Source organism: Janthinobacterium sp. GW821-FHT03C08, from assembly GCF_059420905.1.
Window position 1 is genome coordinate 1 of sequence record NZ_JBWKUP010000002.1, and the last position, 22,857, is coordinate 22,857.

Genomic DNA, 22,857 nt, shown 5'->3' on the forward strand with positions numbered 1-22,857 from the left:
TGATTCGTGCAAACTCTAGAAAGGAGGTGATCCAGCCGCACCTTCCGATACGGCTACCTTGTTACGACTTCACCCCAGTCACGAATCCTACCGTGGTAAGCGCCCTCCTTGCGGTTAAGCTACCTACTTCTGGTAAAACCCGCTCCCATGGTGTGACGGGCGGTGTGTACAAGACCCGGGAACGTATTCACCGCGACATGCTGATCCGCGATTACTAGCGATTCCAACTTCATGCAGTCGAGTTGCAGACTACAATCCGGACTACGATACACTTTCTGCGATTAGCTCCCCCTCGCGGGTTGGCGGCGCTCTGTATGTACCATTGTATGACGTGTGAAGCCCTACCCATAAGGGCCATGAGGACTTGACGTCATCCCCACCTTCCTCCGGTTTGTCACCGGCAGTCTCATTAGAGTGCCCTTTCGTAGCAACTAATGACAAGGGTTGCGCTCGTTGCGGGACTTAACCCAACATCTCACGACACGAGCTGACGACAGCCATGCAGCACCTGTGTACTGGTTCTCTTTCGAGCACTCCCCGATCTCTCGGGGATTCCAGCCATGTCAAGGGTAGGTAAGGTTTTTCGCGTTGCATCGAATTAATCCACATCATCCACCGCTTGTGCGGGTCCCCGTCAATTCCTTTGAGTTTTAATCTTGCGACCGTACTCCCCAGGCGGTCTACTTCACGCGTTAGCTGCGTTACCAAGTCAATTAAGACCCGACAACTAGTAGACATCGTTTAGGGCGTGGACTACCAGGGTATCTAATCCTGTTTGCTCCCCACGCTTTCGTGCATGAGCGTCAATCTTGACCCAGGGGGCTGCCTTCGCCATCGGTGTTCCTCCACATATCTACGCATTTCACTGCTACACGTGGAATTCTACCCCCCTCTGCCAGATTCTAGCCTTGCAGTCTCCAATGCAATTCCCAGGTTGAGCCCGGGGATTTCACATCAGACTTACAAAACCGCCTGCGCACGCTTTACGCCCAGTAATTCCGATTAACGCTTGCACCCTACGTATTACCGCGGCTGCTGGCACGTAGTTAGCCGGTGCTTATTCTTCAGGTACCGTCATTAGCAAGGGATATTAGCCCTCACCGTTTCTTCCCTGACAAAAGAGCTTTACAACCCGAAGGCCTTCTTCACTCACGCGGCATTGCTGGATCAGGCTTTCGCCCATTGTCCAAAATTCCCCACTGCTGCCTCCCGTAGGAGTCTGGACCGTGTCTCAGTTCCAGTGTGGCTGGTCGTCCTCTCAGACCAGCTACTGATCGATGCCTTGGTAGGCTTTTACCCTACCAACTAGCTAATCAGATATCGGCCGCTCCACGAGCATGAGGTCTTGCGATCCCCCACTTTCATCCGTAGATCGTATGCGGTATTAGCGTAACTTTCGCTACGTTATCCCCCACTCCAGGGTACGTTCCGATATATTACTCACCCGTTCGCCACTCGCCACCAGAGCAAGCTCCGTGCTGCCGTTCGACTTGCATGTGTAAGGCATGCCGCCAGCGTTCAATCTGAGCCAGGATCAAACTCTTCAGTTTAATCTCTGTTACTTTGCCGTTTTACAGGCACCGTCATTGCTGACGGGTCGCTCACTCAAAAAACTGACAGGCTACTTCCGAAGAAGTATCCTATTTCATTATTTCTTGTGAACATTTGATATTTTAAGTATGACGCCAATCCGAAGATCGGCGCTGCACTGCATCAAATGTCCACACTTATCGACTGTTAATTGTTAAAGAACGGTATTCGGTACTGCTTATTTGCCACTCTCGCGCTATCGACAAAGCGTTGTGTTTGTCAGCTGCGAAGAAGGAAGAGTATGAAGCGTTTGCAGCATTTCGTCAACCTTCTTTTCTGCCGTTTTTTCTACTACTTTCGGCTCCCTCTGTTTCGCTAAAACCACTGCGTTGCATCGGGGAGGCGAATCATATCAAAGACCGTCGAAGTTTGGCAAGCGCTTTTCCAGGAAAGCGTGCATGCCTTCTTTTTGCGCCGGCGTACCGAAGGCAGCCTGGAACAAACGGCGCTCGTAGGCGACGCCATCGGTCAAGGTCGTTTCAAAGGCGCGGTTGACGCAATCCTTGATCATCATGGCTACCGAGGTCGGCATGGCGGCGATGCTCCTGGCGGCAGCCAGAGTTTCCTCCAGCAATTTATCGGCAGGCACCACGCGCGACACCAGGCCGATGCGTTCCGCTTCCGCTGCGTCGATGGTGCGCGCCGTCAGCAGCAAGTCCATGGCCTTGGCCTTGCCGATGGCGCGCGGCAAGCGCTGCGTGCCGCCCGCACCCGGCGTGACGCCGACCTTGATTTCCGGCTGGCCAAATTTGGCGCTGTCGGCAGCGATCAGGAAATCGCACATCATGGCCAGTTCGCAGCCACCACCCAGTGCATAACCAGCCACCGCACCCACCACGGGCTTGCGCACGCGCAAGATATGCTCCCAATTGCGGCTGATGTAAGCCTGGGTAAAGGTGTCGGGATAGGTATAGTCGGCCATGGCGGCGATATCGGCGCCGGCGGCAAAGGCTTTTTCACTGCCCGTGAGCACGATGCAGCCGATATTCTCGTCGGCGTCGAACTTGAGCAGCGCATCGCCTAGCTCATTCATCATGTTGTCGTTCAAGGCGTTCAAGGCCTTGGGGCGGTTCAGGCGGATGACCGCCACTTTCTCCTGGATATCGATGATCAAGTCTTCGTATTGCATAGTGTCTCCTCTGGATGAACGCGGTAGCGACGATTGTAGCGGCTAACGGCAGCGGCGCGACAGGCGCACTGTTATTATTCTGAGCCTGATCCTTTTCAAATCGAGCAGCAAATTTCCTCCTCTCTACTCCAGTCACTGGCCGGCCGCCTGCGCGGCGATGGCAGCGCCGCCAGCGTGAATTTTCGCCGCCTGTGGTTCAGCAATGGCCTCAATTGTTTCGGCGCCCAGATCACCTCGCTGGCCCTGCCCCTGTGCGCGGTATTGTTATTACATGCGACACCGGAACAGATGGGCGTGCTCGTCGCACTGCAGGCGCTGCCGTTCGCCCTCTTCGGCTTGCCCGTCGGCGTGCTGCTGGACCGGCGCAGCAAGCATCCGATCATGCTGTTCAGCGAAAGCATGTCGGGCCTGGCCCTGGCCAGCGTGGCCGTCGCCTACTGGTGTGGCGTGCTGTCGATGCCATGGTTATATGTAGTGGGATTCATCATCGGCACGGGTTTTGTCGTGGGCGGCGGCGCCGAACAGGTGTTTCTGACCTTCCTCGTGGGCCGCGATGGCTTGATCGATGCACAATCGAAATTTGCCGCCACCGAATCGGCATCGCGCCTGATCGGCCCCGGCCTGGCCGGGGTGCTCGTGCAATTGCTGTCGGCGCCCGTCGCCATCCTGTGCACGGCCTGCGGCTACCTGATTTCCGTGTTTAATCTGCGCGCCATGAGCGTACGCGATCCACGCCCCGCCCCCTCCGACAAGCACGCCCTGCGCGACATTGCCGACGGTTTGCTGTTCGTCTGGCGCGAACCGCTGCTGCGCGCGCTGGCCTGGGGTGCCGGCATCTGGCACTTTTTGTTTTATGCCAGCATGGCCCTGGCGGTGCTGTTTGCCACGCATGACCTGGGCATGAGTCCCGGCGTACTGGGCATGACGCAGATGCTGGGCGGCGCCGGCGTACTGCTCAGCGCTTTCATCGTCAAGCCGCTGACCCGGCGCTACGGCAGCGGCCGCACCATCCTCATCGGCCTGGCGTCCACGTCCGTATGTTTTGCCCTGACGCCTGCCATTCCCGCCCTGCTGTTCGGCAGCGCGGCCGCCACCGCCGTGGCGTATGCCGTGCTGATGTTCTTTTTTGATTGCGGCGTGATGCTGTTCTTTATTCCCTACCTGGGCTTGCGTCAGAAGGTCACGCCCGATGCCATGCTGGGACGCATGACATCGACCATGCGCTTCCTGACGGTGGCGACGGCGCCGCTGGGCGCGCTGGCCGCCGGCTGGGTGGCGGAACACTTTGGCGTGCGCAATGGCCTTGCCTGCATCGCGGCCGGCAGCATCGCGCTGACGGTCGCCATGGTGTGGGGCACGCCGCTGCGTAGCGTGCGCACCTGAAGCATGGAACGGGCATACACTGCCAAAAGATTGCCTTGGCGACACTATTCATGCCAAAGCCTGTGAGGTTTGATTTACATCAAGGTTTTAATTGATGTAAATCCATAAGCTGTCTGACATCACTTGAGGAGCACGCCATGTTTAACACCATCTTATTTCCCACCGACGGCTCGCCGTTGTCCGACAAAGCCGCCGAGACGGCCCTCGCCTTCGCCCAGCTGAACAAGGCCAAACTGGTCGCCATCAGCGTGGTGCAGCCGTTCCCGTTTTCGCCGATGGCGGACGGCGGCATCGTGCTCGATGCCAGCCTGTATGAGCAGCAGATGCAGGAAGCGTCGCAGCGGGCGATCGACAAGATCGGCGAAGCGGCGCGTGCCGCCGGCGTCCCGTTCGAAGGCGTGGTCGCCGTCTCGCCCAGCCCGCATGAAGAGATCGTGAATGCGGCGCAAACCTATCAGTGCGACATCATCCTGATGGCCTCGCATGGGCGCAAGGGCTTGAACAAGCTGTTTGTCGGCAGCGAAACGCAAAAAGTGCTGGCGCACACACACTTGCCGGTGATGGTTTTACGCTAAGCGGCAGCACCCCTCCCGGCGCCGCCCTGATGCCTTAGCGCGCCGGCGCCTGCTTCGGCAACAACACCCACACGGCGCCGCTCTGCTTCATGCGGCCCGCGTTTTCCGCCGCTTCCGCGCCAAAGCCAAAGAAATAGTCGACACGGATGGGGCCGCGAATGGCGCCGCCCGTATCCTGCGCCATCACCAGGCGCTGCATGGGGATGTCGCTGTTGGCTTGCGTGGTGGCAAGGAACACGGGCACGCCCAGCGGCACATAACGCGAATCGATAGCCACCGAGCGCTGCGGCGTCAGCGGCACGCCCAGCGCGCCCTTCGGCCCCACTTTCGGATCGGGCAAGCGCTCTTCCTTGAAAAACACATAGCTGGGATTGGCATTGAACAGCTCATCCTTGCGCGTGGGATGGCCGGCGATCCACGCCTTGATGCCCTGCGCGGACGCCTGGCTCATGGTCAGCTCGCCCTTATCGACCAGATAACGGCCGATGGATTTGTAGGGATGGCCGTTCTGGTCCGCATACGCCACGCGCACGGTTTCCTGCGTATCCGTCAGCTGCACCCGGCCGGAACCTTGCACTTGCAGGAAAAACGCTTCCACCTCGTCGTCGACCCACAGCAATTCCTTGCCGGAGACGGCCGTGGCGCGCTCGATGTCGGCGCGCGTGGCATACGGCACCACTTTCTTGCCCACCAACTTGCCCCGCAGGCGCATGTTTTTCAATTCCGGATACACACCGGCCAGGTCGACTGTAACGAGGTCATCCGGCACCTTGTACAGCGGCGTCTGGTATGGTCCGCCACGCTTGCGCGCGCCATGCAGCAACGGTTCATAATAGCCCGTGACGAGGCCCGTACTGGCACCATCGGCAGCGATGACTTGATTCGGCACAAAGAAGGTTTCAAAAAACAGGCGGATGGCCTTGTCGCTGTCGGCATTCACCTGGCGCGCGATCGTGCACGGCTCCTTCCAGTCGGGCCGCTTGACCAGCACGCCGCACGAAGCCATGAAGGCAGGCCAGGCAGCGCGCAAGTCGTCGCGCCCCCAGCCAGGCAAGGCGGAAAACTTGGCCGGACTGAAGGTCGGCGCGGCCGCGTCAGTGGCATCCTTGGCATCCTTGACGTCGGCCGGTTTGGCCGGCACCGGCTTGACGACGGACGGCGCAATCGCCGGCTCCTTGCCGCCGGAAGCTCCGGGCGCGGCGGGAGGCGTGGTACAGGCGGACAGCGCGAGCGCGACGCCGCCGATGGAAACGAGTAGACTACCGCGTGTCAATAAACGACGGTTCAATAATAAGCTGCGTGTAAATAACATAGGGGTGCGTATGTGGATCTTGATGATAGAGGCGCTGGTAGCGTTCTTCTTGCTGGCATTTATAGTCTGGTGGACCATGTATTCAGGCAAGAAGTCCACGCCGCCCGCCCGCAAACAGCTCAGCGAAGAGCGGGACGCCACCGAAAAACTGAAGTGAGCGGCGCAAGTCCGCTCCATCTGGTCTGATTAATTAATGCAGGGTGCGCGGCACCGACAGCACGAACTCGGGAATCAAAGCTTCGAACTGGTGGCCATCCTCGGCCACACAGAAGTATTCTCCCCGCATCGAACCTTGCGGCGTGCCCAGCATGGTGCCGCTCGTGTATTCGAACTGTTCGCCTGGCTGCAGCAGCGGCTGGTGGCCGACGGCGCCCAGGCCGCGCACTTCTTCCACCTTGTTGTTCGCATCCGTGATGACCCAGTGGCGCGAAATCAGCTGCGCGCCCACCGTTCCCGTATTGACGACGCGGATCGTGTAGCTGAACACATGCCGCCCCTGGTCCGGTGCCGATTGCTCGGGCAGGTATTGCGTCTTGACTGTTACCGTAAATTCATAAGTCGCCATCGTCGTTCCTCCAGACATTGCCAGTCATATATTGTGTGTCGCGCGCCGCATTGGCCGCCGCGCGCCGTGTATTCTGTGTTTCACCGTGCTGCAATCAGGCATGGTAGCGGCGTCAAGCGTAAAATAGCGCATCTTCGCATTTTCTATCCTTTGGCTACTTCACCATGACAACATTCCGTATCGCTCCCAGCATCCTGTCCGCCGACTTTGCCCGCCTGGGCGAGGAAGTGCGCAACGTCGTTACCGCCGGCGCCGACATCATCCACTTTGACGTGATGGACAATCACTACGTGCCGAACCTGACCATCGGCCCGCTGGTGTGCGAAGCGATCCGCCCGCACGTGCAAGTACCCATCGACGTGCATCTGATGGTCAAGCCCGTCGATCGCATTATCCCGGATTTCGCCAAGGCTGGCGCGAACATCATCACCTTCCACCCGGAAGCGTCGGATCACCTCGACCGTTCGCTGCAGCTGATCCGCGACAATGGCTGCAAATCGGGCCTGGTCTTCAACCCGGGCACGCCGCTGCACTACCTGGAACACGTGATGGACAAGATCGACATGATCCTGATCATGTCCGTCAATCCGGGCTTCGGCGGCCAGTCCTTCATCCCCCAAGCGCTGAAGAAAATCGCCGAAGCGCGCCGCATGATCGATGAATCGGGCCGTGACATCATGCTGGAAGTCGATGGCGGCATCAAGATCGACAACATCGCCGCCGCCGCCGCTGCCGGCGCCGACACCTTTGTCGCCGGCTCGGCCATCTTCGGCAAGCCCGACTACAAGGCCGTCATCGACGCCATGCGCGCCGAACTCGCAGCCGTCAAGGGCGCCTGATGCAGGCGGGCACGGTGAAAGACCACGTACTGGCCGGCGTGCGCGCCGCCATCATCGACCTCGATGGCACGATGCTCGACACCGTGCCCGATTTCCATGTCGCCATCAACGGCATGCGCGCCGAATTGGGTCTTGCGCCCATCAGCACCGACGCCATCAAGCTGATGGTGGGCAAAGGCTCGGAAAACCTGATCCGCACGGTGCTGGCGCTCGATTTCGATGCGGCGGGCGTGGAACATCGCTTCGACGCGGCCATGGATGGCTACCAGCGCCACTACCTGGCCATCAATGGCCAGTTCAGCACCCTGTATCCGGACGTGGAAGCGGGGCTGGCGGCGATGCAGGCGGCCGGATTGCGCCTGGCCTGCGTCACCAACAAGCCGATCGCCTTCGCCCTGCCCCTGCTGAAACAGAAAAAACTCGATGGCTATTTCGAGATCGTCTACGGCGGCGATTCGCTGCCACAGAAAAAACCGCATCCCATGCCGCTGCTGCAGGTATGCGCGGACTTCGACCTGGCACCCGCCAGAGTGGTGGCCATCGGCGACTCGTCGAATGACGCGCAAGCGGCACGGGCTGCGGCTTGCCCCGTGTTGACGGTACCGTATGGCTACAACCACGGACACTCTATACACGACACCGATTCCGATGGTATAGTAAATACGCTGCTCGAAGCGGCCCATTTTATTAGCATGCAAAACAGACCAGCATACTGACCCACACCACACCGTGAACACGTTTCTCATCAAAAAACACAATGTCACCCAAACCGGCTCGATTGAGGCCTGGCTTTGGCGACGCTGGCAATCCTGGCAGGCCTGAGGGCCGAGCCGTGTAAGATTGCTGTCGGCTGCGCGCGCAGATTTTGCGCACTTAGCGTACCGGCAGGTTTTTTGATAACCCACCGCAGGGCTTGTGCATCGTGCACACTTGTCCCCTGACGGCATGGAGAGAAACATGACCGAACTCGAATTCAAATCGCTGGCCCAGCAAGGCTACAACCGCATCCCCCTGATCGCGGAAGCCTTCGCCGACCTGGAAACCCCGCTCACCCTGTACCTGAAACTGGCGCAGACGCAGCAAGGTGGCAAGAACACCTTTTTGCTCGAATCTGTCGTCGGCGGCGAGCGCTTCGGCCGCTACTCCTTCATCGGCTTGCCCGCCACGACCGTGCTGCGCAGCCATGGCAACCGTACGGAAATCGTCAAGAACGGCACCGTGATCGAAGAGCACGAAGGCAATCCGCTCGACTTCATCGAACAGTACCAGTCGCGCTTCAAGGTGGCCCTGCGCCCCGGCATGCCGCGTTTCTGCGGCGGCCTGGCCGGCTACTTCGGCTATGACACGGTGCGCCACATCGAAAAAAAACTGGCCGGCGGCGCGCCGAAAGACGACTTGAAGCTGCCCGACATCCAGCTGATGGTGACGGAGGAACTGGCCGTCATCGACAACCTGTCCGGCAAGCTGTACCTGATCGTCTACGCCGACACGACGCAGCCCGAGTCATTCAGCAAGGCGCGCCAGCGCCTGAAAGACTTGCGCAGGATGCTGCGCCGCGGCGTCGACGCCCCCGTCACCAGCGCCTCCGTGCGCACGGAAACCATTCGCGATTTCTCCAAGGAAGACTACCTGAAGGCCGTCGCCAAGGCGCACGAGTACGTGATGGCGGGCGACCTGATGCAGGTGCAGATCGGCCAGCGCATCCGCAAGCCGTATGTCGATTCGCCGCTGACCCTGTACCGCGCCCTGCGTTCGCTCAATCCGTCGCCGTATATGTACTTCTATAATTTCGGCGACATGCAGATCATCGGCGCTTCGCCCGAAATTTTGGTGCGCAACGAAACGACGGCCGACGGCGGCAAGAAAGTCACCTTGCGCCCCATCGCCGGCACCCGTCCGCGCGGCGCCACGCCCGAGCGCGACGCCGAATTGTCGGCCGAGCTGCTGGCCGACCCGAAAGAGATCGCCGAGCACGTGATGCTGATCGACCTGGCGCGCAACGACATCGGCCGCATCGCCGAGACGGGCAGCGTGCACGTCACCGACCGCATGGTCATCGAGAAGTACTCGCACGTGCAGCACATCGTCTCGAACGTGGAAGGCAAGCTGAAAGACGGCTTGTCGAACCTGGACGTGCTGCGCGCCACCTTCCCCGCCGGCACGCTGACGGGCGCGCCGAAAGTGCGCGCCATGGAAGTGATCGACGAACTGGAAATCACCAAGCGCGGCATCTATGGCGGCGCCTGCGGCTATTTGTCGTTTGGTGGCGAAATGGATGTGGCGATCGCCATCCGTACGGGCGTGGTCAAGGACGGCATGCTGTACGTGCAGGCCGCGGCCGGCATCGTGGCCGACTCGATCCCCGAAATGGAATGGCAGGAAACCGAAAACAAGGCGCGTGCCGTACTGCGCGCCGCCGAACAAGTGCAAGATGGCCTGGATGGGGAGTTTTAAGATGCTGCTGATGATCGATAACTATGACTCCTTCACCTACAACATCGTGCAGTATTTCGGCGAGTTGGGCGAAGACGTGCGCGTCTACCGCAATGATGAAATCACGATCGAACAGATCGAGGCGCTGAACCCGGACCGCATCTGCATCTCGCCCGGCCCGAAAGCGCCGGCGCAGGCGGGCATCTCGGTGGCAGTGCTGAAGCACTTCGCCGGCAAGAAGCCGATACTGGGCGTGTGCCTGGGTCACCAGGCCATCGGCGAAGCGTTTGGCGGCAAAGTCATCCGCGCCAAGCAGGTCATGCATGGCAAGACTTCCCTTATTGCGCATACGGGCGTGGGCGTCTTCAAGGACCTTCCCAGCCCCTTCACAGTGATCCGCTACCACTCTTTGGCGATCGAACGCGCCTCGCTGCCTTCCTGCCTGGAAGTGACGGCGTGGACGGACGACGGCGAAATCATGGGCGTGCGCCACCGGGAATACGATATCGAGGGCGTGCAGTTCCACCCCGAATCGATCCTCTCGGAGCACGGCCACGCCCTGCTGAAGAATTTTCTCGAGCGCTGATCCCATGCGCACGCCACGGCGTGCCATCAGTGTCCTCCTGCGCCATCATTGAAGAAGGAAGCATCATGCCGATCACCCCACAAGAAGCCCTGCTGCGCTGCATCGAACACCGCGAAATCTTTCACGACGAAATGCTGTACCTGTTCCGCCAGATCATGTCCGGCGAAATGTCGCCCACCATGATCGCGGCCCTCACCATGGGCTTGCGCGTCAAAAAGGAAACCATCGGCGAAATCGCCGCCGCCGCGCAGGTGATGCGCGAGTTTTCCACCAAGGTGCCCATGGCCGACACCACCAACCTGCTCGACATCGTCGGCACGGGCGGCGATGGCGCGCACACGTTCAATATTTCCACCGCCTCGATGTTCGTGGCGGCGGCAGCCGGCGCACGCGTGGCCAAGCATGGCGGGCGCAGCGTGTCTTCCTCGTCCGGCAGCGCCGACGTGCTGGACTCGCTGGGCGTCAACATCAACCTGCAGCCCGAGCAGATCGCCCAGTCGATCGCGCAGACGGGCATCGGTTTCATGTATGCGCCCAACCACCACGCGGCCATGAAGCATGCGGCGCCCGTGCGCAAGGAATTGGGCGTGCGCACGATCTTCAATATCCTGGGGCCGCTGACGAATCCCGCCGGCGCGCCGAACATCCTGATGGGCGTGTTCCACGCCGACCTGGTCGGCATCCAGGTGCGCGTGCTGCAGCGCATGGGCGCGCAGCATGCCATCGTCGTGTATGGCCGCGACAATATGGATGAAGTCTCGCTGGGCGCGGCCACCATGGTGGGTGAACTGGTCAACGGCGAAATCCGCGAATATGAAATCCACCCGGAAGATTTCGGCTTGCAGATGATCGCCAGCCGCAACCTGAAGGTGGCCGATTCCGTGGAATCGAAAGCCAAGATGATGGAAGCGCTGCGCGGCGAACCCGGCGCCGCTTCCGACATCGTCGCCCTGAACGCGGGCACGGCGCTGTACGCGGCCGGCGTGGCCAGCTCGATCGAGGATGGCCTGGCGCGCGCGCGCACCGCCGTCAGCTCGGGCGCCGCGCTGGTGAAACTCGATCAATTCGTGCAGGTGACGCAGCAGCTGGGCACCCCGGTGCAAGCGTAAGCCCTCCGCCCTCCCTTATAGAATAGCCACCATCATGTCCGACATACTCGATAAAATCCTGGCCGTAAAAGCCGACGAAGTGGCGAAGGCGAAAGCCCATCGCAGCCTGGCCAGCCTGCGCGGCGACGTGGAAAGCGACAGCGCCCTGCGCGCTGATCTGCGCGGCTTCGAAGCGAGCCTGCGCCAGCACATTGCCGCCGGCAAGCCCGGCATCATCGCCGAGGTAAAAAAAGCCTCGCCGTCGAAAGGCGTGATCCGCGCTGATTTCCGCCCGTCTGATATCGCCGCCAGCTATGCGGCGCACGGCGCGGCCTGCCTGTCCGTGCTGACGGACGAACAGTTCTTCCAGGGTTCCGTGGCATACCTGCAGCAGGCGCGCGCCGCCTGCGCCATTCCCGTGCTGCGCAAGGACTTCATGGTCGACATGTACCAGATCTATGAAGCGCGCGCCATGGGCGCCGACTGCATCCTGCTGATCGTCGCGGCGCTCGACCATGGCCTGATGGCGGAGATGGAAGCGTGCGCCCACGAACTGGGTATGGGCGTGCTGATCGAAAGCCATGATGGGGAAGAGCTGACGGCGGCCCTGAGGCTCAAGAGCGCGCTGATCGGCATCAACAACCGCAACCTGCGCACCTTCGAGACGTCGCTGGAGAACACCATCGACCTCCTGCCGCGCATTCCGCAAGACCGTTTGATCATCACGGAATCGGGCATCCACAGCACGGCCGACGTGCAACGCATGCGCGCAGCCGACGTACACGCCTTCCTGGTGGGCGAAGCGTTCATGCGCGCGCCAGACCCCGGCGTAGAGCTGGAACGTCTGTTCGCCTGAATAGTGGTAGCCTGACGGTTATGAAACAGCTATTGACCGTCCTTGCCGCCACCACCCTGCTGGCAGCCTGCCAGCAGGCGCCGGAACCGCGCGTGCGGACACCCGCGAGTGTCCCTGCCACACCGCTGGCGCCGAAAGCCATCGCACCGGCTGCCACCGTCGATGCCTACAAGCTGCTGGTGGCGCAGCAGATCATGGATGCCAATACCCAGTTCACCTTCAGCGGGCGCCTGCCGCCCATGCTGCCGGCCATCGTCGTGCTCGACCTGAGCGTGGGACCCGATGGCACCCTGAAAAGCGCGCGCGTGCACCGTTCGCGCGACAGCGAGGCATCCAGCGTGGCGCTGGCTGCCGTGCGGCGCGTGCCTGGCGCCTTCCCGCCGGCTGCGCAACTGATGCGCAGCCGCGACAAGACCCTCGATTTCTCCGAGACGTTTTTATTCAACGATCAATATCGCTTCCAGCTGCGGACACTCTCCGGACCACAGTAGCTGCCCCGGCAGCGTCGATTTCGATGCGGTCGCGGCCATTTTCCTTGGCCTGGTACAGGGCTGCATCGGCGCGCGACAGCAACTGGTCCAGCTCTTCCTGCATCGACGCCTGGCAGGCCACGCCGATACTCACCGTGCAAGCCGGTAGCCCGTACGCATTCGGTTCGCGCAGCAAGGCGCGGATGCGTTCGGCCACGCCCAGTGCGCTGTGCGGCGCCATGTCGGGCATCAGCACGACAAACTCTTCGCCGCCAAAGCGGGCCACGCAATCCGATTCACGCAGCGCGCCGCCGATGATGGTGGCCACGTGCGCCAGTACCTTGTCGCCCGTGGCATGGCCGTAGCGGTCATTGATCGACTTGAAGAAATCGAGGTCGATGCTGAGCAAGGTCAAGGGCTGGCGGTGGCGCGGCAGATTGGCTTTCTCGCGCTCGTACACATCGCCGAAACCGCGCCGGTTCAATACCTGCGTCAGGGGATCGTGCGTCGAACGGCGTTCGAGTATGCTCTGCAGGCGCCGCGTCGCCACCGTCATGAAGCCCACCGTCAGCAGCAGCGCCATGAAATTGGCGACTGCCAGATAAATGCTGGCCTGTGTGCCCGTCACCGTCAAATCCACGCTGGCACCCCCGTGCAGCAGCGCCGCACCTCCGCGCATCAGCACCGCCGCCGCCTGCACCAGCATCAAGCAGCCAAAAAAGAGACTTGAGAAATGGCGTTCGCCATGGTGGAACACGAGTTGCGCCTGGCGCGCGTAGAAAAAGAACACCACGAGGGAAAAGACCGTGACGCGTCGTGAAAAATCGGGCGTCACCAGCAGCCACCAGGCGATGCCGGCAGTGCCCAGGGCACAGGCCAGCGCATAGAAGCGCAGGCTGGGCGAACGCTCGTAGAATTTTTCCGTGCCCAGCATCGACAGGCCGATGCCCAGCATCAGGGCCACATTCGCGCCCAGCAGCGCCACGGCGTCGGGCCAGGTGCCACGCGCGCCAAACAGGAACGAGGCGCACACCAGCAGCAGCAAGCCTGCCGCCCAATGTCCCAGGCCATGCACCTCGCGCCGGAAGCTGCGGTACACGGAAAACATGACGATGCTCATGGCCCCGCACATCAGGGTCGTCATCAACATGATGGTGCGGGGATCGAGAGTTTCCACAGTCAGGTGAGGCCTAAAAAGTCATTATGGCAATTTTAGTTCAGTTATGGAAAATTTAGTTCAGTTCTGGCAAATATGAGGGTCGCGTCTGAACTGGATAATTTCCACCTGCGCCACTTCGATGCGGTTGCGCCCCTGTTGCTTCGCGCGGTACAGCGCCCGGTCTGAGCGCAACAGCAGGCTATCGAGCGTCTCTTCGTCAGTCGCCTGGCAGGCGATGCCGACGCTGATCGTATAGGCTGGCAAGCCCTGATCCGGCCGGGGCCGGCGCAGCGCCTCCTGGATGCGCTGCGCCACCAGTTCCGCGCGCGCCTGCTGCGTAGCAGGCAGCAGGACGACAAATTCCTCGCCGCCGAAACGCGCCACCGCATCGCTGTCGCGCAAGGCGCCGCCGATCACGCCGGCCACATCGACCAGCACGCGGTCGCCCATGGCATGACCGTGCCGGTCATTGATGGCCTTGAAAAAATCCAGGTCGATGCTCATCAGGGCCAGGGGCAGGCGCGCGCTTTCCCTGGCGTAAAATTCGGCGAAACCGCGCCGGTTCAGCACGGCCGTCAGCGGGTCGCGGTTGGAGCGCTGCTCGAGTATCGTCTGCAAGCGGCGCGTGGCCACCGTCATGAAGCCGACGGGCAGCAGCAGGGTCATGAAGGCCGTGACGGCCAGGTACAGGCTGTGATACGGGCCGCCGTGCAGGATATCGGAACCGGCGCCGCCGTCCTGCAGGGCCGATACGCCGCGGTGCAGTACCGACAGCGCTTGCACCAGGATCAGCGTGCCGAAAAACAGCGTCGACAGATGCCGCTCGCCATGCCGTACGATCACCAGGAATTGCGTGGCGTTCAACACCAGCATGAGAAAGGAAAACATTGCCACGCGCATGGCAAAGTCGGGCCGCCAATACAGCCAGCACAGCATGACTAGCAGCCCCAGCAGCCAGACCGCGTGAAACAGGCGCCAGCTGGGACGCACGCCATAGTAGCGCTGCGTGCCGATCAACAACATCCCCGCACCGCACAGGAAAACGGAATTGGCCAACGGCAAGAGAATCCCCGCTGGAACAATGCCACGCAAGCCGAACAGGACACTGGCGCCAACCAGGCCCAGCAGTCCGATCACCCATTCACGCAAGCCCTGCACCGTCGATGGAAAACTGCGCAGCGCAGCGAACAGCACCACGCACATGGCAACCGCCATCAAGGTTGACATCAAAATAACAGTGGTGGGATCAAGTTTCACGAGGGACACGGTACGGTGAGCGGGCACATCGCGCTGCACATACTTACAGGCACGAGAAATTTCGTGCGAGAAATTGTACCGTGAAAAACAGGCTGGCAACCGCCGGCAAGGGAAATCTTGTGCATCGCACAAGCTCCCCTGCCGGGGTGCGCCGACGAGGCGCTGGCTTACACGGCGCTAGGACGCTTCGGTCCCGTGGCTTTCTTGGGTGCCGGCAGCAGGGTCAGGCTGACGCCCGGTACGCGGTCACCTTGCAGTTCGGCGCTGAACGTCATCAGTTCGTCGCGGCGGAAGGCGTGAATCGCCACCTTGGCACCGACCGCATAGCGGCCCAGCAAGGTGTCCAGATTGACTGGATTGCCCGACACGCGCAAGCCATCGACGGCCACCAGCACGTCGCCCGCCGACAGGCCGGCCAGGTGCGCGGCACCGCCCTGATGTACCTGCGCCAGCTTCGCGTCGTTGCCGTCGCGGCCCAGGTTGACGTCCAGGCTGGCCTTCTGCGCCTTGCGCACATCGCTGTATTTCACGCCGAACGGCGCCAGCAGGCGCGCCAGCGGCACATCGTCCGTGCCGCGGATATAGCGCTCGAAGAACGGCTTCATGCGCGTGCCGGCAATCTCGTCGAACAGGGCTTCGACTTCAGCCGGCGTCACGCCGCGGCCCTTGCCCTTGTAGAAATCGCGGCCATAGCGCTGCCACAGTGCCTGCATCACGTCGTCCAGCGATTGTTCGCCATTCGTCTTGCTGCGCAGGGTCAGGTCGAAGGCCAGCGCGATCAGCGAGCCCTTGGTGTAGTAGCTGACGATGGCGTTCGGCGCGTTTTCATCCTGGCGGTAGTACTTGCCCCAGGCGTCGAAGCTGGAATCGGCCACGCTCTGCCTGGTACGGCCGCTGCCGCGCAAGACGCTGTTGACGGTTTTCCCCAGCAGCTTGAAGTAGGCTTCCTCGTCGATCAGGCCCGCGCGCACCAGCATCAGGTCGTCGTAGTAGCTGGTGAACCCTTCGAACAGCCACAGCAGCGGCGAATAGCTTTCCGCCTGCAGGTTGTAGGGCGCGAAAGCGGCCGGCTTGATGCGCTTGACGTTCCAGGTATGGAAATACTCATGGCTGCACAGACCCAGGAATTTCAGGTAGCCGTCGCCGATTTCCGTGCTGGCTGACGCCGTCGTCGGCAGGTCGGCGCGGGCGCAGATCAATGCCGTCGAAGCGCGGTGCTCCAGGCCGCCGTAGCCGTCGCCGACGGCCATGGTCATGAACACATAACGGTCCATCGGCGCTTTTTTGGTCTTTGGCTCGAAGAAGGCGATCTGCGTTTCGCAAATGGCTTTCAGGTCGCGGCACAGGCGATCCAGGTCCAGGTTCGGCACCTTGCCCGTGACGACGATATCGTGCGGTACGCCGTGCGCCTTGAAGGTGGCCAGCGCGAAGTCGCCCATTTCCACCGGGTGGTCGATCAACTCGTCGTAGTTGGCGGCCTGGTAGCTGCCGAAGCCATAGCGCTTGGCCTTCAGCTCCGGCAGGGTGGTGGCGACTTTCCAGGTCTTGCAGGCCGCATCCTTCGGCTGCACGATGTTTACTTCATGCGCATCGGATTCCTGACCCAGCACGCGCAGGAATACGCTGGTGCCGTTGAAGAAGCCGTGGTTCTGGTCCAGGTGGGCGGCGCGCACGGACAAGTCCCAGGCATACACCTCGTACTCCACCGTCAGGGCGCCCTTGCAGGGGGCTGCCTGCCACGAGTGCTTGTCCAGCTTCGTCAACGCCACGGCCTTGCCTTCGGACTCGGCGCGGATGCTGACGATGTTGCGCGAAAATTCGCGGATCATGTAGCTGCCCGGGATCCAGGCCGGCAAGGCAAATACCTGGCCGATGGCGGCCGGCGCCTTGACGGTCAGGCTGACCTTGAACATGTGGCCAGCCAGGTCCGCGGCGGCGATGCTGTAGACGATGCCGGCGGCGGGCGCCTTGGCGGTGGTTTTTTTAATTGCTGCTTTCTTCATGTTTTCCTCGTGTCTGGCATGTCTTCCCGGGAGCGCCACTGTCCCGCCTTACAAATCGTCCGGAGTATCGATATCGCGCAGGATGCCGCCATCCTCGACGGCCACCTCGCGCACCGCATGGCTTTGCACGATGCTGCGCGCGCCCTGGTCGCCGTCCAGCGCCAGCAGCAGCGGCAAGTGGACGGCGCTGAACGCGACAGGATTGCCGCGCCGGCCCTGGAAGACGGGCACCGCGATGCGCGCGCCATCGGCAATGGCGTGCGACAAGGCGGCGATTGTAGCCGGTTCCACACAAGGCATGTCGCCCAGGGCGATCAGCCATCCCGGCGCGCCGCGCACGTGCGCGATGCCGCAGGTGAGCGAAGCGGCCATGCCCGTGTCGGCATCATGGCAGACGCGCACCTCGCAGCCTAGCGCACCGAGTGCGCGCGCCACCTGCGTGTCGTCGGCGCGCACCACGGCCAGCACGCGCGGCAAGGCGGCCAGCATGTTCTTCGCTGCCGCCACCACCACCGGCAAGCCCGCATGCGGACCTTCGGCCAGTGGCTGCAGTAATTTGTTCTGCACGCCGGAAGGGTCGAACCTGCGCCCCCTTCCGGCTGCCAGCAAGATGCCGACCGTGCTCAAAACACCGCTGCCGTCATGCGGCCGCCAGGTCGAACGGCAGCTTGCGCAGGCGCTTGCCCGTCAGCGCGAACAGCGCGTTGGCAAACGCGGGCGCCAGCGGCGGCACGCCTGGCTCGCCCATGCCCGTCGGCGCGTCGCCCGAGGGCACCAGGTGCACCTCGATCACGGGCATGTCGGGCATGCGCGGCACGGGGTAGTCGCCGAAGTTCTGCTGCTCCACCACGCCATCCTTGAGCGTGATGGCGGCGCCGGGAATGGTCATGCCCAGCGCCATCAGCGCCGCGCCCTGCACTTGCGCCTCGATCGTCAGCGGATTGACGGCCAGGTTGCAATGCACGCCCGCCCACACCTGGTGCAGCTTGGGCGCGCCTTCCACCACCGACGCCGTCACCACGTAGGCGACCACGGAATTGAAGGATTCATGCATGGCCACGCCCCAGGCCTGGCCTTTCGGCAGCTTCTTCTTGCCGTAGCCGGACTTGGCCACGGCCAGGTCCAGCGCGGCGATGTGGCGCGTATGCTTGGCGTCGATCAGCTGCTTGCGGTAGGCGACGGGGTCCATCTTCGCTACGTGCGCCGCCTCGTCGATGAGGGTTTCCATGACAAAGGCCGTGTGCGTCGATCCGACGGAGCGCCACCACAGCACGGGCACGTTCGCCTTGACCGTGTGCACGGACAGCTTCATCGGCAAGGTGTACGGCTCGCCCATGCCTTCGACCATGGTGCCGTCGACGCCATTTTTTACCATGAAGGCCTCAAAGGGCGTGCCCGCCATGATGGACTGGCCCACGATGGTGTGGTCCCAGGCGAGAATTTTCCCCTTGGCATCGAGGCCGAGCTGCGCGCGGTGCACGTGCGACGGCCGGTAGTAGCCACCCTTGATGTCGTCCTCGCGGCTCCACATCAGTTTCAGCGGCCCGCTCTTGCCGGCCGCCCGCCAGGCCTTCGCGACGTTGACGGCTTCGACCACGTAGTCCGACGAAGGCACGGCGCGCCGGCCAAAGCCGCCGCCCGCCATCATCGTGTGCAGGGTCACCTGTTCCGGCTTGAGGCCGGAAGTGGCGGCGATGGCCGCCTGGTCGCCCGTCTGGAATTGCGAGCCCACCCACATCGTGCACTTGTCGGCCTGCAGGTCGATGACGCAGTTGAGCGGCTCCATCGGCGCGTGCGCCAGGTAGGGGAATTCATACACGGCCTCGATTTTCTTCGGCGCCTTGGCCAGTGCGGAGACGTCGAATGCGCGCGCCACCGTGCCCGGCGTCTTTGCCAGCGCCTTGAATTCCGCCAGCTGCTTGTCGCTGCTGACCTTGTCCACGGCACTCGTGTCCCATTCGATCGCCAGTGCGTCACGGCCCTGCTTGGCCGGCCAGTAGCCAGTGGCGATGACAGCCACGCCACTGCCGCCACGGTCGGTCTTGACTTCCAGCACCTCAAGCACGCCCAGGATGGCCTTGGCCTTGCTGGCGTCGAATTTCGCCACCTTGCCCCCAAAAACGGGCGGACGCGCCACCATGGCCACCCTGGCGCCGGGCGGCTTGAAGTCGATGCCGAACTGCTGCCTGCCGCTGGACTTGGCGGCGGCGTCCAGGCGCTTCACGGGCTTGCCGATGATGGCGAAGTCGCGCGGGTCCTTCAGCTTGACGGTGGCCGGCACGGCCTGGTGCATGGCCGCGTCGGCAAATTCGCCATACGTCGCCTTTTGCCCGCCGGGGCCGTACAGCACGCCCTTGGCGGCGCGCACCTGGTCGGGACTGACCTTCCATTGCGCGGCAGCGGCGGCCACCAGCATGGCGCGCGCCTTGGCACCGATCTCGCGGTACTGCGTAAACGAATGGGCGATGCTGCCGGAGCCGCCCGTCATCTGCATGCCGTAGGCCGCGTCCTTGTACTGCTCGCCGGCCGGCGCCAGCGCGCCCGACACCGTCGACCAGTCGGCATCGAGTTCCTCGGCGATCAGCATGGGCAAGCTCGTTTGCACGCCCTGGCCAAATTCCAGCCGGTTCACCTGCACCGTCACCGTGTTATCGGGAGCGATGTGCAGGAAGGCGTTCGGCGCGTACACGGGCTTGGCGGGAGCGCCTTCGGCCGCCAGCGCCACCTTGCCGGCGCCCGGCAGGAAAAAGCCCAGCATCAGGCCGCCGCCGGCCACCGCGCCCGCCTTCATGAAAGCGCGCCGCGACACGCCATCGGCCACCGGCGCTGCTGCCAGCGCCGCACCCAGGGTCACCCCGCCATGCTGCAATGCTTCCTGATTCAACCATTCGATACGCATGTCGCTCTCCTCAGGCCAGGGTCTTGGCCGCGTCCTTGATGGCTGCGCGGATCCGTTGGTAGGTGCCGCAGCGGCAGATATTGCCGCTCATGGCGCCGTCGATGTCGGCATCGCTGGGCGACTTGTTGGTGCGCAGCAGCGCCGTGGCGCTCATCACCTGGCCGCTTTGACAGTAGCCGCATTGCGGCACGTCGTGCCGCACCCACGCCGCCTGCACGGCCTTGCCCACCTGGTCGTTTTCCATCGCTTCGATGGTGGTGATCTTTTGCGTGCCGACGGAAGAAATCGGCGTGATGCACGAGCGGATGGCTTGGCCATCGAGATGCACCGTACAGGCGCCGCACAGGGCCATGCCGCAGCCGAATTTGGTGCCCGTCATGTTCAGGTTATCGCGCAACGCCCACAGGATGGGCGTGGAAGGATCGGCGTCGACCTGCGTGTCGCGTCCGTTGATATTCAAGGTAATCATCTGCTGCTTCCCCTTCTTTGGATTGTTATGGCGTCGACAAACAACACTTGATGATACGACAGCGGAAAAAAAAGCAAAAAAAAGCGCGCCTTGCGAGGGCGCGCCGTCCAGCCTTCCTGGCGACAGCCCGGATTACTTAATGGTCGAGAATTTCTGTTCCAGCGTTTTCGCGTCGACTGCGCCCGGAATGCGGCTGCCGTCGGCAAAGAAGATCGAAGGCGTGCCCGAGATGCGCAATTGCTGGCCCAGCGCCAGGATTTTCTCATGCGGGTTGGCGCAGTTGGCCGGCGAGGCGGCAGGCACTTTACCGTTCAGCATCCAGTCATCCCAGGCCTTGTTGCGGTCCGGCGAGCACCAGATATTGCGCGACTTGGCGATCGAATCGGGCGACAGGATGTTGTACATGAAGGTGTAGACGGTCACGTTGTCGATTTCCTTCAGCGCGTTCTGGCGGAAGCGCTTGCAATAACCGCAATTCGGATCTTCGAACACGGCGATCACGCGCTTGCCATTGCCCTTGACGGTCTTCATGGCCGAATCGAGCGGCAGGTCGGAGAACTTGATGCGGTTGACTTCGTCCAGGCGCACCTTGGTCAGGTCTTGCGAGGTCTTGGCGTCGAAGACGTGGCCAACGAACAGATATTGCGCATTTTTGTCCGTGTACAGGATGTCGCCACCCGTGCGCACTTCATACAGGCCGCCATACGGGGTTTCCTTGACCGAGTCGACCTTGGCGCCTTCGCCCAGGCGTGGCTCGATCAGCTTCTTGATGCCCGCTTCCGTCGGCGTTTCCGCGCCGGCGCACGACATCATCAGGCCCGAGGCCAGTACCAATGCGATTCTGCTCATTTTCATCACTATCACTTCTCCACTTGGAACGCCCGCGGGACCGGACTCTGGTCCCGCGGCGATCTCTTTGACAAAACGATCGCCGCAGACCAGCTGCGGCGACCTTGAATTTTAACTGCTACCATTATCCGGCGATATCTTAAGATTCACTGATATTTACTGATTTCCCAGTGCATGCGAAATCATTTTTCGCTTCAGACCCGGTAATTTATCCAGCAAGTTTAATCCCAAATTGCGAACCACGCGCAACGGCTCCAGATCCGCGCCGAACAGCCGCGCCAGACCGTCGGTCGCCAGCTGCATCAGCAGCACGTCTTCCTTGCGCGCGCGCGCATAGCGGGCCAGCACGCGCTCGTCGCCGATGCCGCGGTGCGTTTCGCGTTCGGCGACCGTCCTGACCAGCTGCGCCACGTCGGCAAAGCCCAGGTTCATGCCGTGGCCGGCCATCGGGTGCACCACGTGGGCGGCGTCGCCCACCAGGGCCACGCGCGGCGCCACCATGGCGTGCGGACGCATGAGGGTCAGCGGGAATGCGCGCACCAGCTCCGGCTGCAGCGGCGTCAGCTTGCCCAAGGTATCGTGACAGTAGGCGGCCAGGCGGGCGGCCAGGGCGTCGGCCGATTCGGACATGAGGGTGTCGGCCAGCGCATCGGGCGCCGACCAGACGAGGGAAACGCGCTCGCCGGGCAGCGGCAGCAGGGCGACGATGCCCTCGCTGCCCGTGAACCACTGATGTGCCGCGCCATGGTGCGGCTTTTCGCAGGCAAAGTTGCTGACCACGCCACGCTGGCCATACGGACGGTAATCGAGGCCGATGTCGCACTGGCCCCGCACCCAGGACTGGGCGCCGTCGGCGCCGACCACCAGCGCGCAGGTGATGGTGTCGCCGCCATCGAGGTGCACGACGGCCGAGTCGTTCGTCCATTCCAGGCGGCTGGCGCGGCCCTGCACCACGTTGACGTTCTGCGCGAACTTCAGGGCGGCGTCCAGCGCCTGGCCCAGGTTGCGGTCTTCGACGATCCACGCCAGCGTGCCCACATGGGCGCCGTAGGCGTCGAAACCGAGTCCACCCGCCTGCACCCCGTCGCCATTGACCAGCATGGCGTCGACGGGCGCCACCCGGTCAGCCTCCAGCGCGCCCCACACCTTCAGCGACGACAGCAGCTGGTGCGCCGTGTGATTGAGCGCATACACGCGCACGTCCCAGCTTGGCTCGACCGGCTTGACGGCTGACGCGGGTGCGGGCGGGCTGGCCGGGCATAACAGGGTGACGCTTTGTCCTGCCTGGGCAAACGCCAGCGCCGTGGTTTTCGCGATGGCGCCATTGCCGACGATGCAAACGTCGCTGTGGCTGTGCATGAAGCGCCGCATGGTAGGGGAATTGGGACTGTTCAT

General features: G+C 62.3%; 21 protein-coding genes and 1 rRNA gene. 10 read left to right on the forward strand and 12 right to left on the reverse strand.

Translation table 11 applies throughout. The features are described from left to right. Window positions 1–19: 19 nt before the first annotated feature. Window positions 20–1,550 (reverse strand): 16S ribosomal RNA (locus AC07VL_RS02385). A 392-nt stretch (window positions 1,551–1,942) separates the two neighbouring features. Beyond that, window positions 1,943–2,719 carry an enoyl-CoA hydratase gene (locus AC07VL_RS02390; protein WP_494804457.1) on the reverse strand — a complete coding sequence of 259 codons (777 nt, stop codon included), beginning with the start codon at window positions 2,717–2,719 and terminating at the stop codon, window positions 1,943–1,945. A gap of 174 nt (window positions 2,720–2,893) precedes the next feature. On the opposite strand from AC07VL_RS02390, the gene AC07VL_RS02395 reads away from it, so the two are divergent. Both AC07VL_RS02395 and AC07VL_RS02400 read left to right on the forward strand, forming a co-directional pair. Continuing rightward, on the forward strand, window positions 2,894–4,102 hold the full coding sequence (locus tag AC07VL_RS02395) for an MFS transporter (protein WP_494804458.1): 1,209 nt from the start codon (window positions 2,894–2,896) through the stop codon (window positions 4,100–4,102). A 137-nt stretch (window positions 4,103–4,239) separates the two neighbouring features. Then, on the forward strand, window positions 4,240–4,677 hold the full coding sequence (locus AC07VL_RS02400; protein WP_494804459.1) for a universal stress protein: 438 nt from the start codon (window positions 4,240–4,242) through the stop codon (window positions 4,675–4,677). Window positions 4,678–4,711: 34 nt separating this feature from the next. Here AC07VL_RS02400 and mltA read toward each other — a convergent pair whose 3' ends face one another. Continuing rightward, a complete protein-coding gene (mltA, locus tag AC07VL_RS02405) occupies window positions 4,712–5,950 on the reverse strand; it encodes a murein transglycosylase A (protein WP_494804460.1) in 1,239 nt (412 codons plus the stop codon). Between the two features lie 49 nt (window positions 5,951–5,999). On the opposite strand from mltA, the gene AC07VL_RS02410 reads away from it, so the two are divergent. Then, window positions 6,000–6,146, forward strand: coding sequence for a hypothetical protein (locus AC07VL_RS02410; RefSeq protein WP_494804461.1), 147 nt, complete (start codon window positions 6,000–6,002; stop codon window positions 6,144–6,146). A gap of 33 nt (window positions 6,147–6,179) precedes the next feature. Here AC07VL_RS02410 and apaG read toward each other — a convergent pair whose 3' ends face one another. Next, on the reverse strand, window positions 6,180–6,554 hold the full coding sequence (gene apaG, locus AC07VL_RS02415) for a Co2+/Mg2+ efflux facilitator ApaG/CorD (RefSeq protein ID WP_092804098.1): 375 nt from the start codon (window positions 6,552–6,554) through the stop codon (window positions 6,180–6,182). 164 nt (window positions 6,555–6,718) lie between these two features. Between apaG and rpe the strand changes: the two genes are divergently transcribed. The 7 genes from rpe (at window position 6,719) to AC07VL_RS02450 (ending at window position 12,847) form a co-directional block, all read left to right on the forward strand. Next, on the forward strand, window positions 6,719–7,393 hold the full coding sequence (gene rpe, locus AC07VL_RS02420) for a ribulose-phosphate 3-epimerase (protein ID WP_494804462.1): 675 nt from the start codon (window positions 6,719–6,721) through the stop codon (window positions 7,391–7,393). Beyond that, window positions 7,393–8,109 carry a phosphoglycolate phosphatase gene (locus AC07VL_RS02425; RefSeq protein WP_494804463.1) on the forward strand — a complete coding sequence of 239 codons (717 nt, stop codon included), beginning with the start codon at window positions 7,393–7,395 and terminating at the stop codon, window positions 8,107–8,109. Before rpe ends, AC07VL_RS02425 begins: the two co-directional genes overlap by 1 nt. A gap of 241 nt (window positions 8,110–8,350) precedes the next feature. Next, window positions 8,351–9,847, forward strand: coding sequence for an anthranilate synthase component I (gene trpE / locus AC07VL_RS02430; RefSeq protein WP_494804464.1), 1,497 nt, complete (start codon window positions 8,351–8,353; stop codon window positions 9,845–9,847). A gap of 1 nt (window position 9,848) precedes the next feature. After that, a complete protein-coding gene (locus AC07VL_RS02435) occupies window positions 9,849–10,412 on the forward strand; it encodes an aminodeoxychorismate/anthranilate synthase component II (protein WP_290606131.1) in 564 nt (187 codons plus the stop codon). Between the two features lie 65 nt (window positions 10,413–10,477). After that, window positions 10,478–11,521 (forward strand): anthranilate phosphoribosyltransferase, encoded by a 1,044-nt coding sequence (gene trpD / locus AC07VL_RS02440; RefSeq protein WP_494804465.1) that lies wholly within the window; start codon window positions 10,478–10,480, stop codon window positions 11,519–11,521. Window positions 11,522–11,555: 34 nt separating this feature from the next. Further along, on the forward strand, window positions 11,556–12,356 hold the full coding sequence (trpC, locus tag AC07VL_RS02445) for an indole-3-glycerol phosphate synthase TrpC (protein ID WP_494804466.1): 801 nt from the start codon (window positions 11,556–11,558) through the stop codon (window positions 12,354–12,356). 20 nt (window positions 12,357–12,376) lie between these two features. After that, window positions 12,377–12,847 (forward strand): hypothetical protein, encoded by a 471-nt coding sequence (locus AC07VL_RS02450; protein ID WP_494804467.1) that lies wholly within the window; start codon window positions 12,377–12,379, stop codon window positions 12,845–12,847. On the opposite strand, the gene AC07VL_RS02455 is transcribed toward AC07VL_RS02450, so the two are convergent. From AC07VL_RS02455 to AC07VL_RS02490, 8 genes are all read right to left on the reverse strand, one after another. Beyond that, on the reverse strand, window positions 12,798–14,003 hold the full coding sequence (locus AC07VL_RS02455; RefSeq protein WP_494804468.1) for a GGDEF domain-containing protein: 1,206 nt from the start codon (window positions 14,001–14,003) through the stop codon (window positions 12,798–12,800). The two genes, AC07VL_RS02450 and AC07VL_RS02455, sit on opposite strands and share 50 nt — an antisense overlap. Before the next feature lie 60 nt (window positions 14,004–14,063). Further along, the gene (locus AC07VL_RS02460; protein WP_494804469.1) at window positions 14,064–15,212 is read right to left on the reverse strand and encodes a GGDEF domain-containing protein; all 1,149 of its coding nucleotides are present in this window, start codon (window positions 15,210–15,212) and stop codon (window positions 14,064–14,066) included. A 197-nt stretch (window positions 15,213–15,409) separates the two neighbouring features. After that, window positions 15,410–17,245, reverse strand: coding sequence for a M61 family metallopeptidase (locus AC07VL_RS02465; protein WP_494804470.1), 1,836 nt, complete (start codon window positions 17,243–17,245; stop codon window positions 15,410–15,412). 48 nt (window positions 17,246–17,293) lie between these two features. Next, on the reverse strand, window positions 17,294–17,872 hold the full coding sequence (locus AC07VL_RS02470) for a nucleotidyltransferase family protein (RefSeq protein ID WP_494804471.1): 579 nt from the start codon (window positions 17,870–17,872) through the stop codon (window positions 17,294–17,296). Window positions 17,873–17,885: 13 nt separating this feature from the next. Then, window positions 17,886–20,144: a xanthine dehydrogenase family protein molybdopterin-binding subunit gene (locus AC07VL_RS02475; protein ID WP_494804472.1), complete on the reverse strand. Its 2,259-nt coding sequence runs from the start codon at window positions 20,142–20,144 to the stop codon at window positions 17,886–17,888. Between the two features lie 10 nt (window positions 20,145–20,154). After that, a complete protein-coding gene (locus AC07VL_RS02480) occupies window positions 20,155–20,613 on the reverse strand; it encodes a (2Fe-2S)-binding protein (RefSeq protein ID WP_494804473.1) in 459 nt (152 codons plus the stop codon). A gap of 132 nt (window positions 20,614–20,745) precedes the next feature. Then, complete coding sequence (locus AC07VL_RS02485; protein ID WP_290606113.1) at window positions 20,746–21,468, reverse strand: DsbC family protein; 723 nt, start codon at window positions 21,466–21,468, stop codon at window positions 20,746–20,748. Between the two features lie 150 nt (window positions 21,469–21,618). Then, the gene (locus AC07VL_RS02490; protein ID WP_494804474.1) at window positions 21,619–22,857 is read right to left on the reverse strand and encodes an FAD-dependent monooxygenase; all 1,239 of its coding nucleotides are present in this window, start codon (window positions 22,855–22,857) and stop codon (window positions 21,619–21,621) included.

What these genes read in the sequence shown, in the direction of transcription:
- trpD (WP_494804465.1), top strand. Translation starts at nt 10,478, where the DNA reads ATGCCGATCACCCCACAAGAAGCCCTGCTGCGCTGCATCGAACACCGC.
- AC07VL_RS02460 (WP_494804469.1), bottom strand. Translation starts at nt 15,212, where the DNA reads ATGTCAACCTTGATGGCGGTTGCCATGTGCGTGGTGCTGTTCGCTGCG.
- trpC (WP_494804466.1), top strand. Translation starts at nt 11,556, where the DNA reads ATGTCCGACATACTCGATAAAATCCTGGCCGTAAAAGCCGACGAAGTG.
- AC07VL_RS02435 (WP_290606131.1), top strand. Translation starts at nt 9,849, where the DNA reads ATGCTGCTGATGATCGATAACTATGACTCCTTCACCTACAACATCGTG.
- AC07VL_RS02485 (WP_290606113.1), bottom strand. Translation starts at nt 21,468, where the DNA reads ATGAAAATGAGCAGAATCGCATTGGTACTGGCCTCGGGCCTGATGATG.
- AC07VL_RS02465 (WP_494804470.1), bottom strand. Translation starts at nt 17,245, where the DNA reads ATGAAGAAAGCAGCAATTAAAAAAACCACCGCCAAGGCGCCCGCCGCC.
- AC07VL_RS02410 (WP_494804461.1), top strand. Translation starts at nt 6,000, where the DNA reads ATGTGGATCTTGATGATAGAGGCGCTGGTAGCGTTCTTCTTGCTGGCA.
- AC07VL_RS02390 (WP_494804457.1), bottom strand. Translation starts at nt 2,719, where the DNA reads ATGCAATACGAAGACTTGATCATCGATATCCAGGAGAAAGTGGCGGTC.
- AC07VL_RS02425 (WP_494804463.1), top strand. Translation starts at nt 7,393, where the DNA reads ATGCAGGCGGGCACGGTGAAAGACCACGTACTGGCCGGCGTGCGCGCC.
- AC07VL_RS02480 (WP_494804473.1), bottom strand. Translation starts at nt 20,613, where the DNA reads ATGATTACCTTGAATATCAACGGACGCGACACGCAGGTCGACGCCGAT.
- AC07VL_RS02490 (WP_494804474.1), bottom strand. Translation starts at nt 22,857, where the DNA reads ATGAACAGTCCCAATTCCCCTACCATGCGGCGCTTCATGCACAGCCAC.
- trpE (WP_494804464.1), top strand. Translation starts at nt 8,351, where the DNA reads ATGACCGAACTCGAATTCAAATCGCTGGCCCAGCAAGGCTACAACCGC.
- AC07VL_RS02450 (WP_494804467.1), top strand. Translation starts at nt 12,377, where the DNA reads ATGAAACAGCTATTGACCGTCCTTGCCGCCACCACCCTGCTGGCAGCC.
- apaG (WP_092804098.1), bottom strand. Translation starts at nt 6,554, where the DNA reads ATGGCGACTTATGAATTTACGGTAACAGTCAAGACGCAATACCTGCCC.
- AC07VL_RS02400 (WP_494804459.1), top strand. Translation starts at nt 4,240, where the DNA reads ATGTTTAACACCATCTTATTTCCCACCGACGGCTCGCCGTTGTCCGAC.
- AC07VL_RS02475 (WP_494804472.1), bottom strand. Translation starts at nt 20,144, where the DNA reads ATGCGTATCGAATGGTTGAATCAGGAAGCATTGCAGCATGGCGGGGTG.
- rpe (WP_494804462.1), top strand. Translation starts at nt 6,719, where the DNA reads ATGACAACATTCCGTATCGCTCCCAGCATCCTGTCCGCCGACTTTGCC.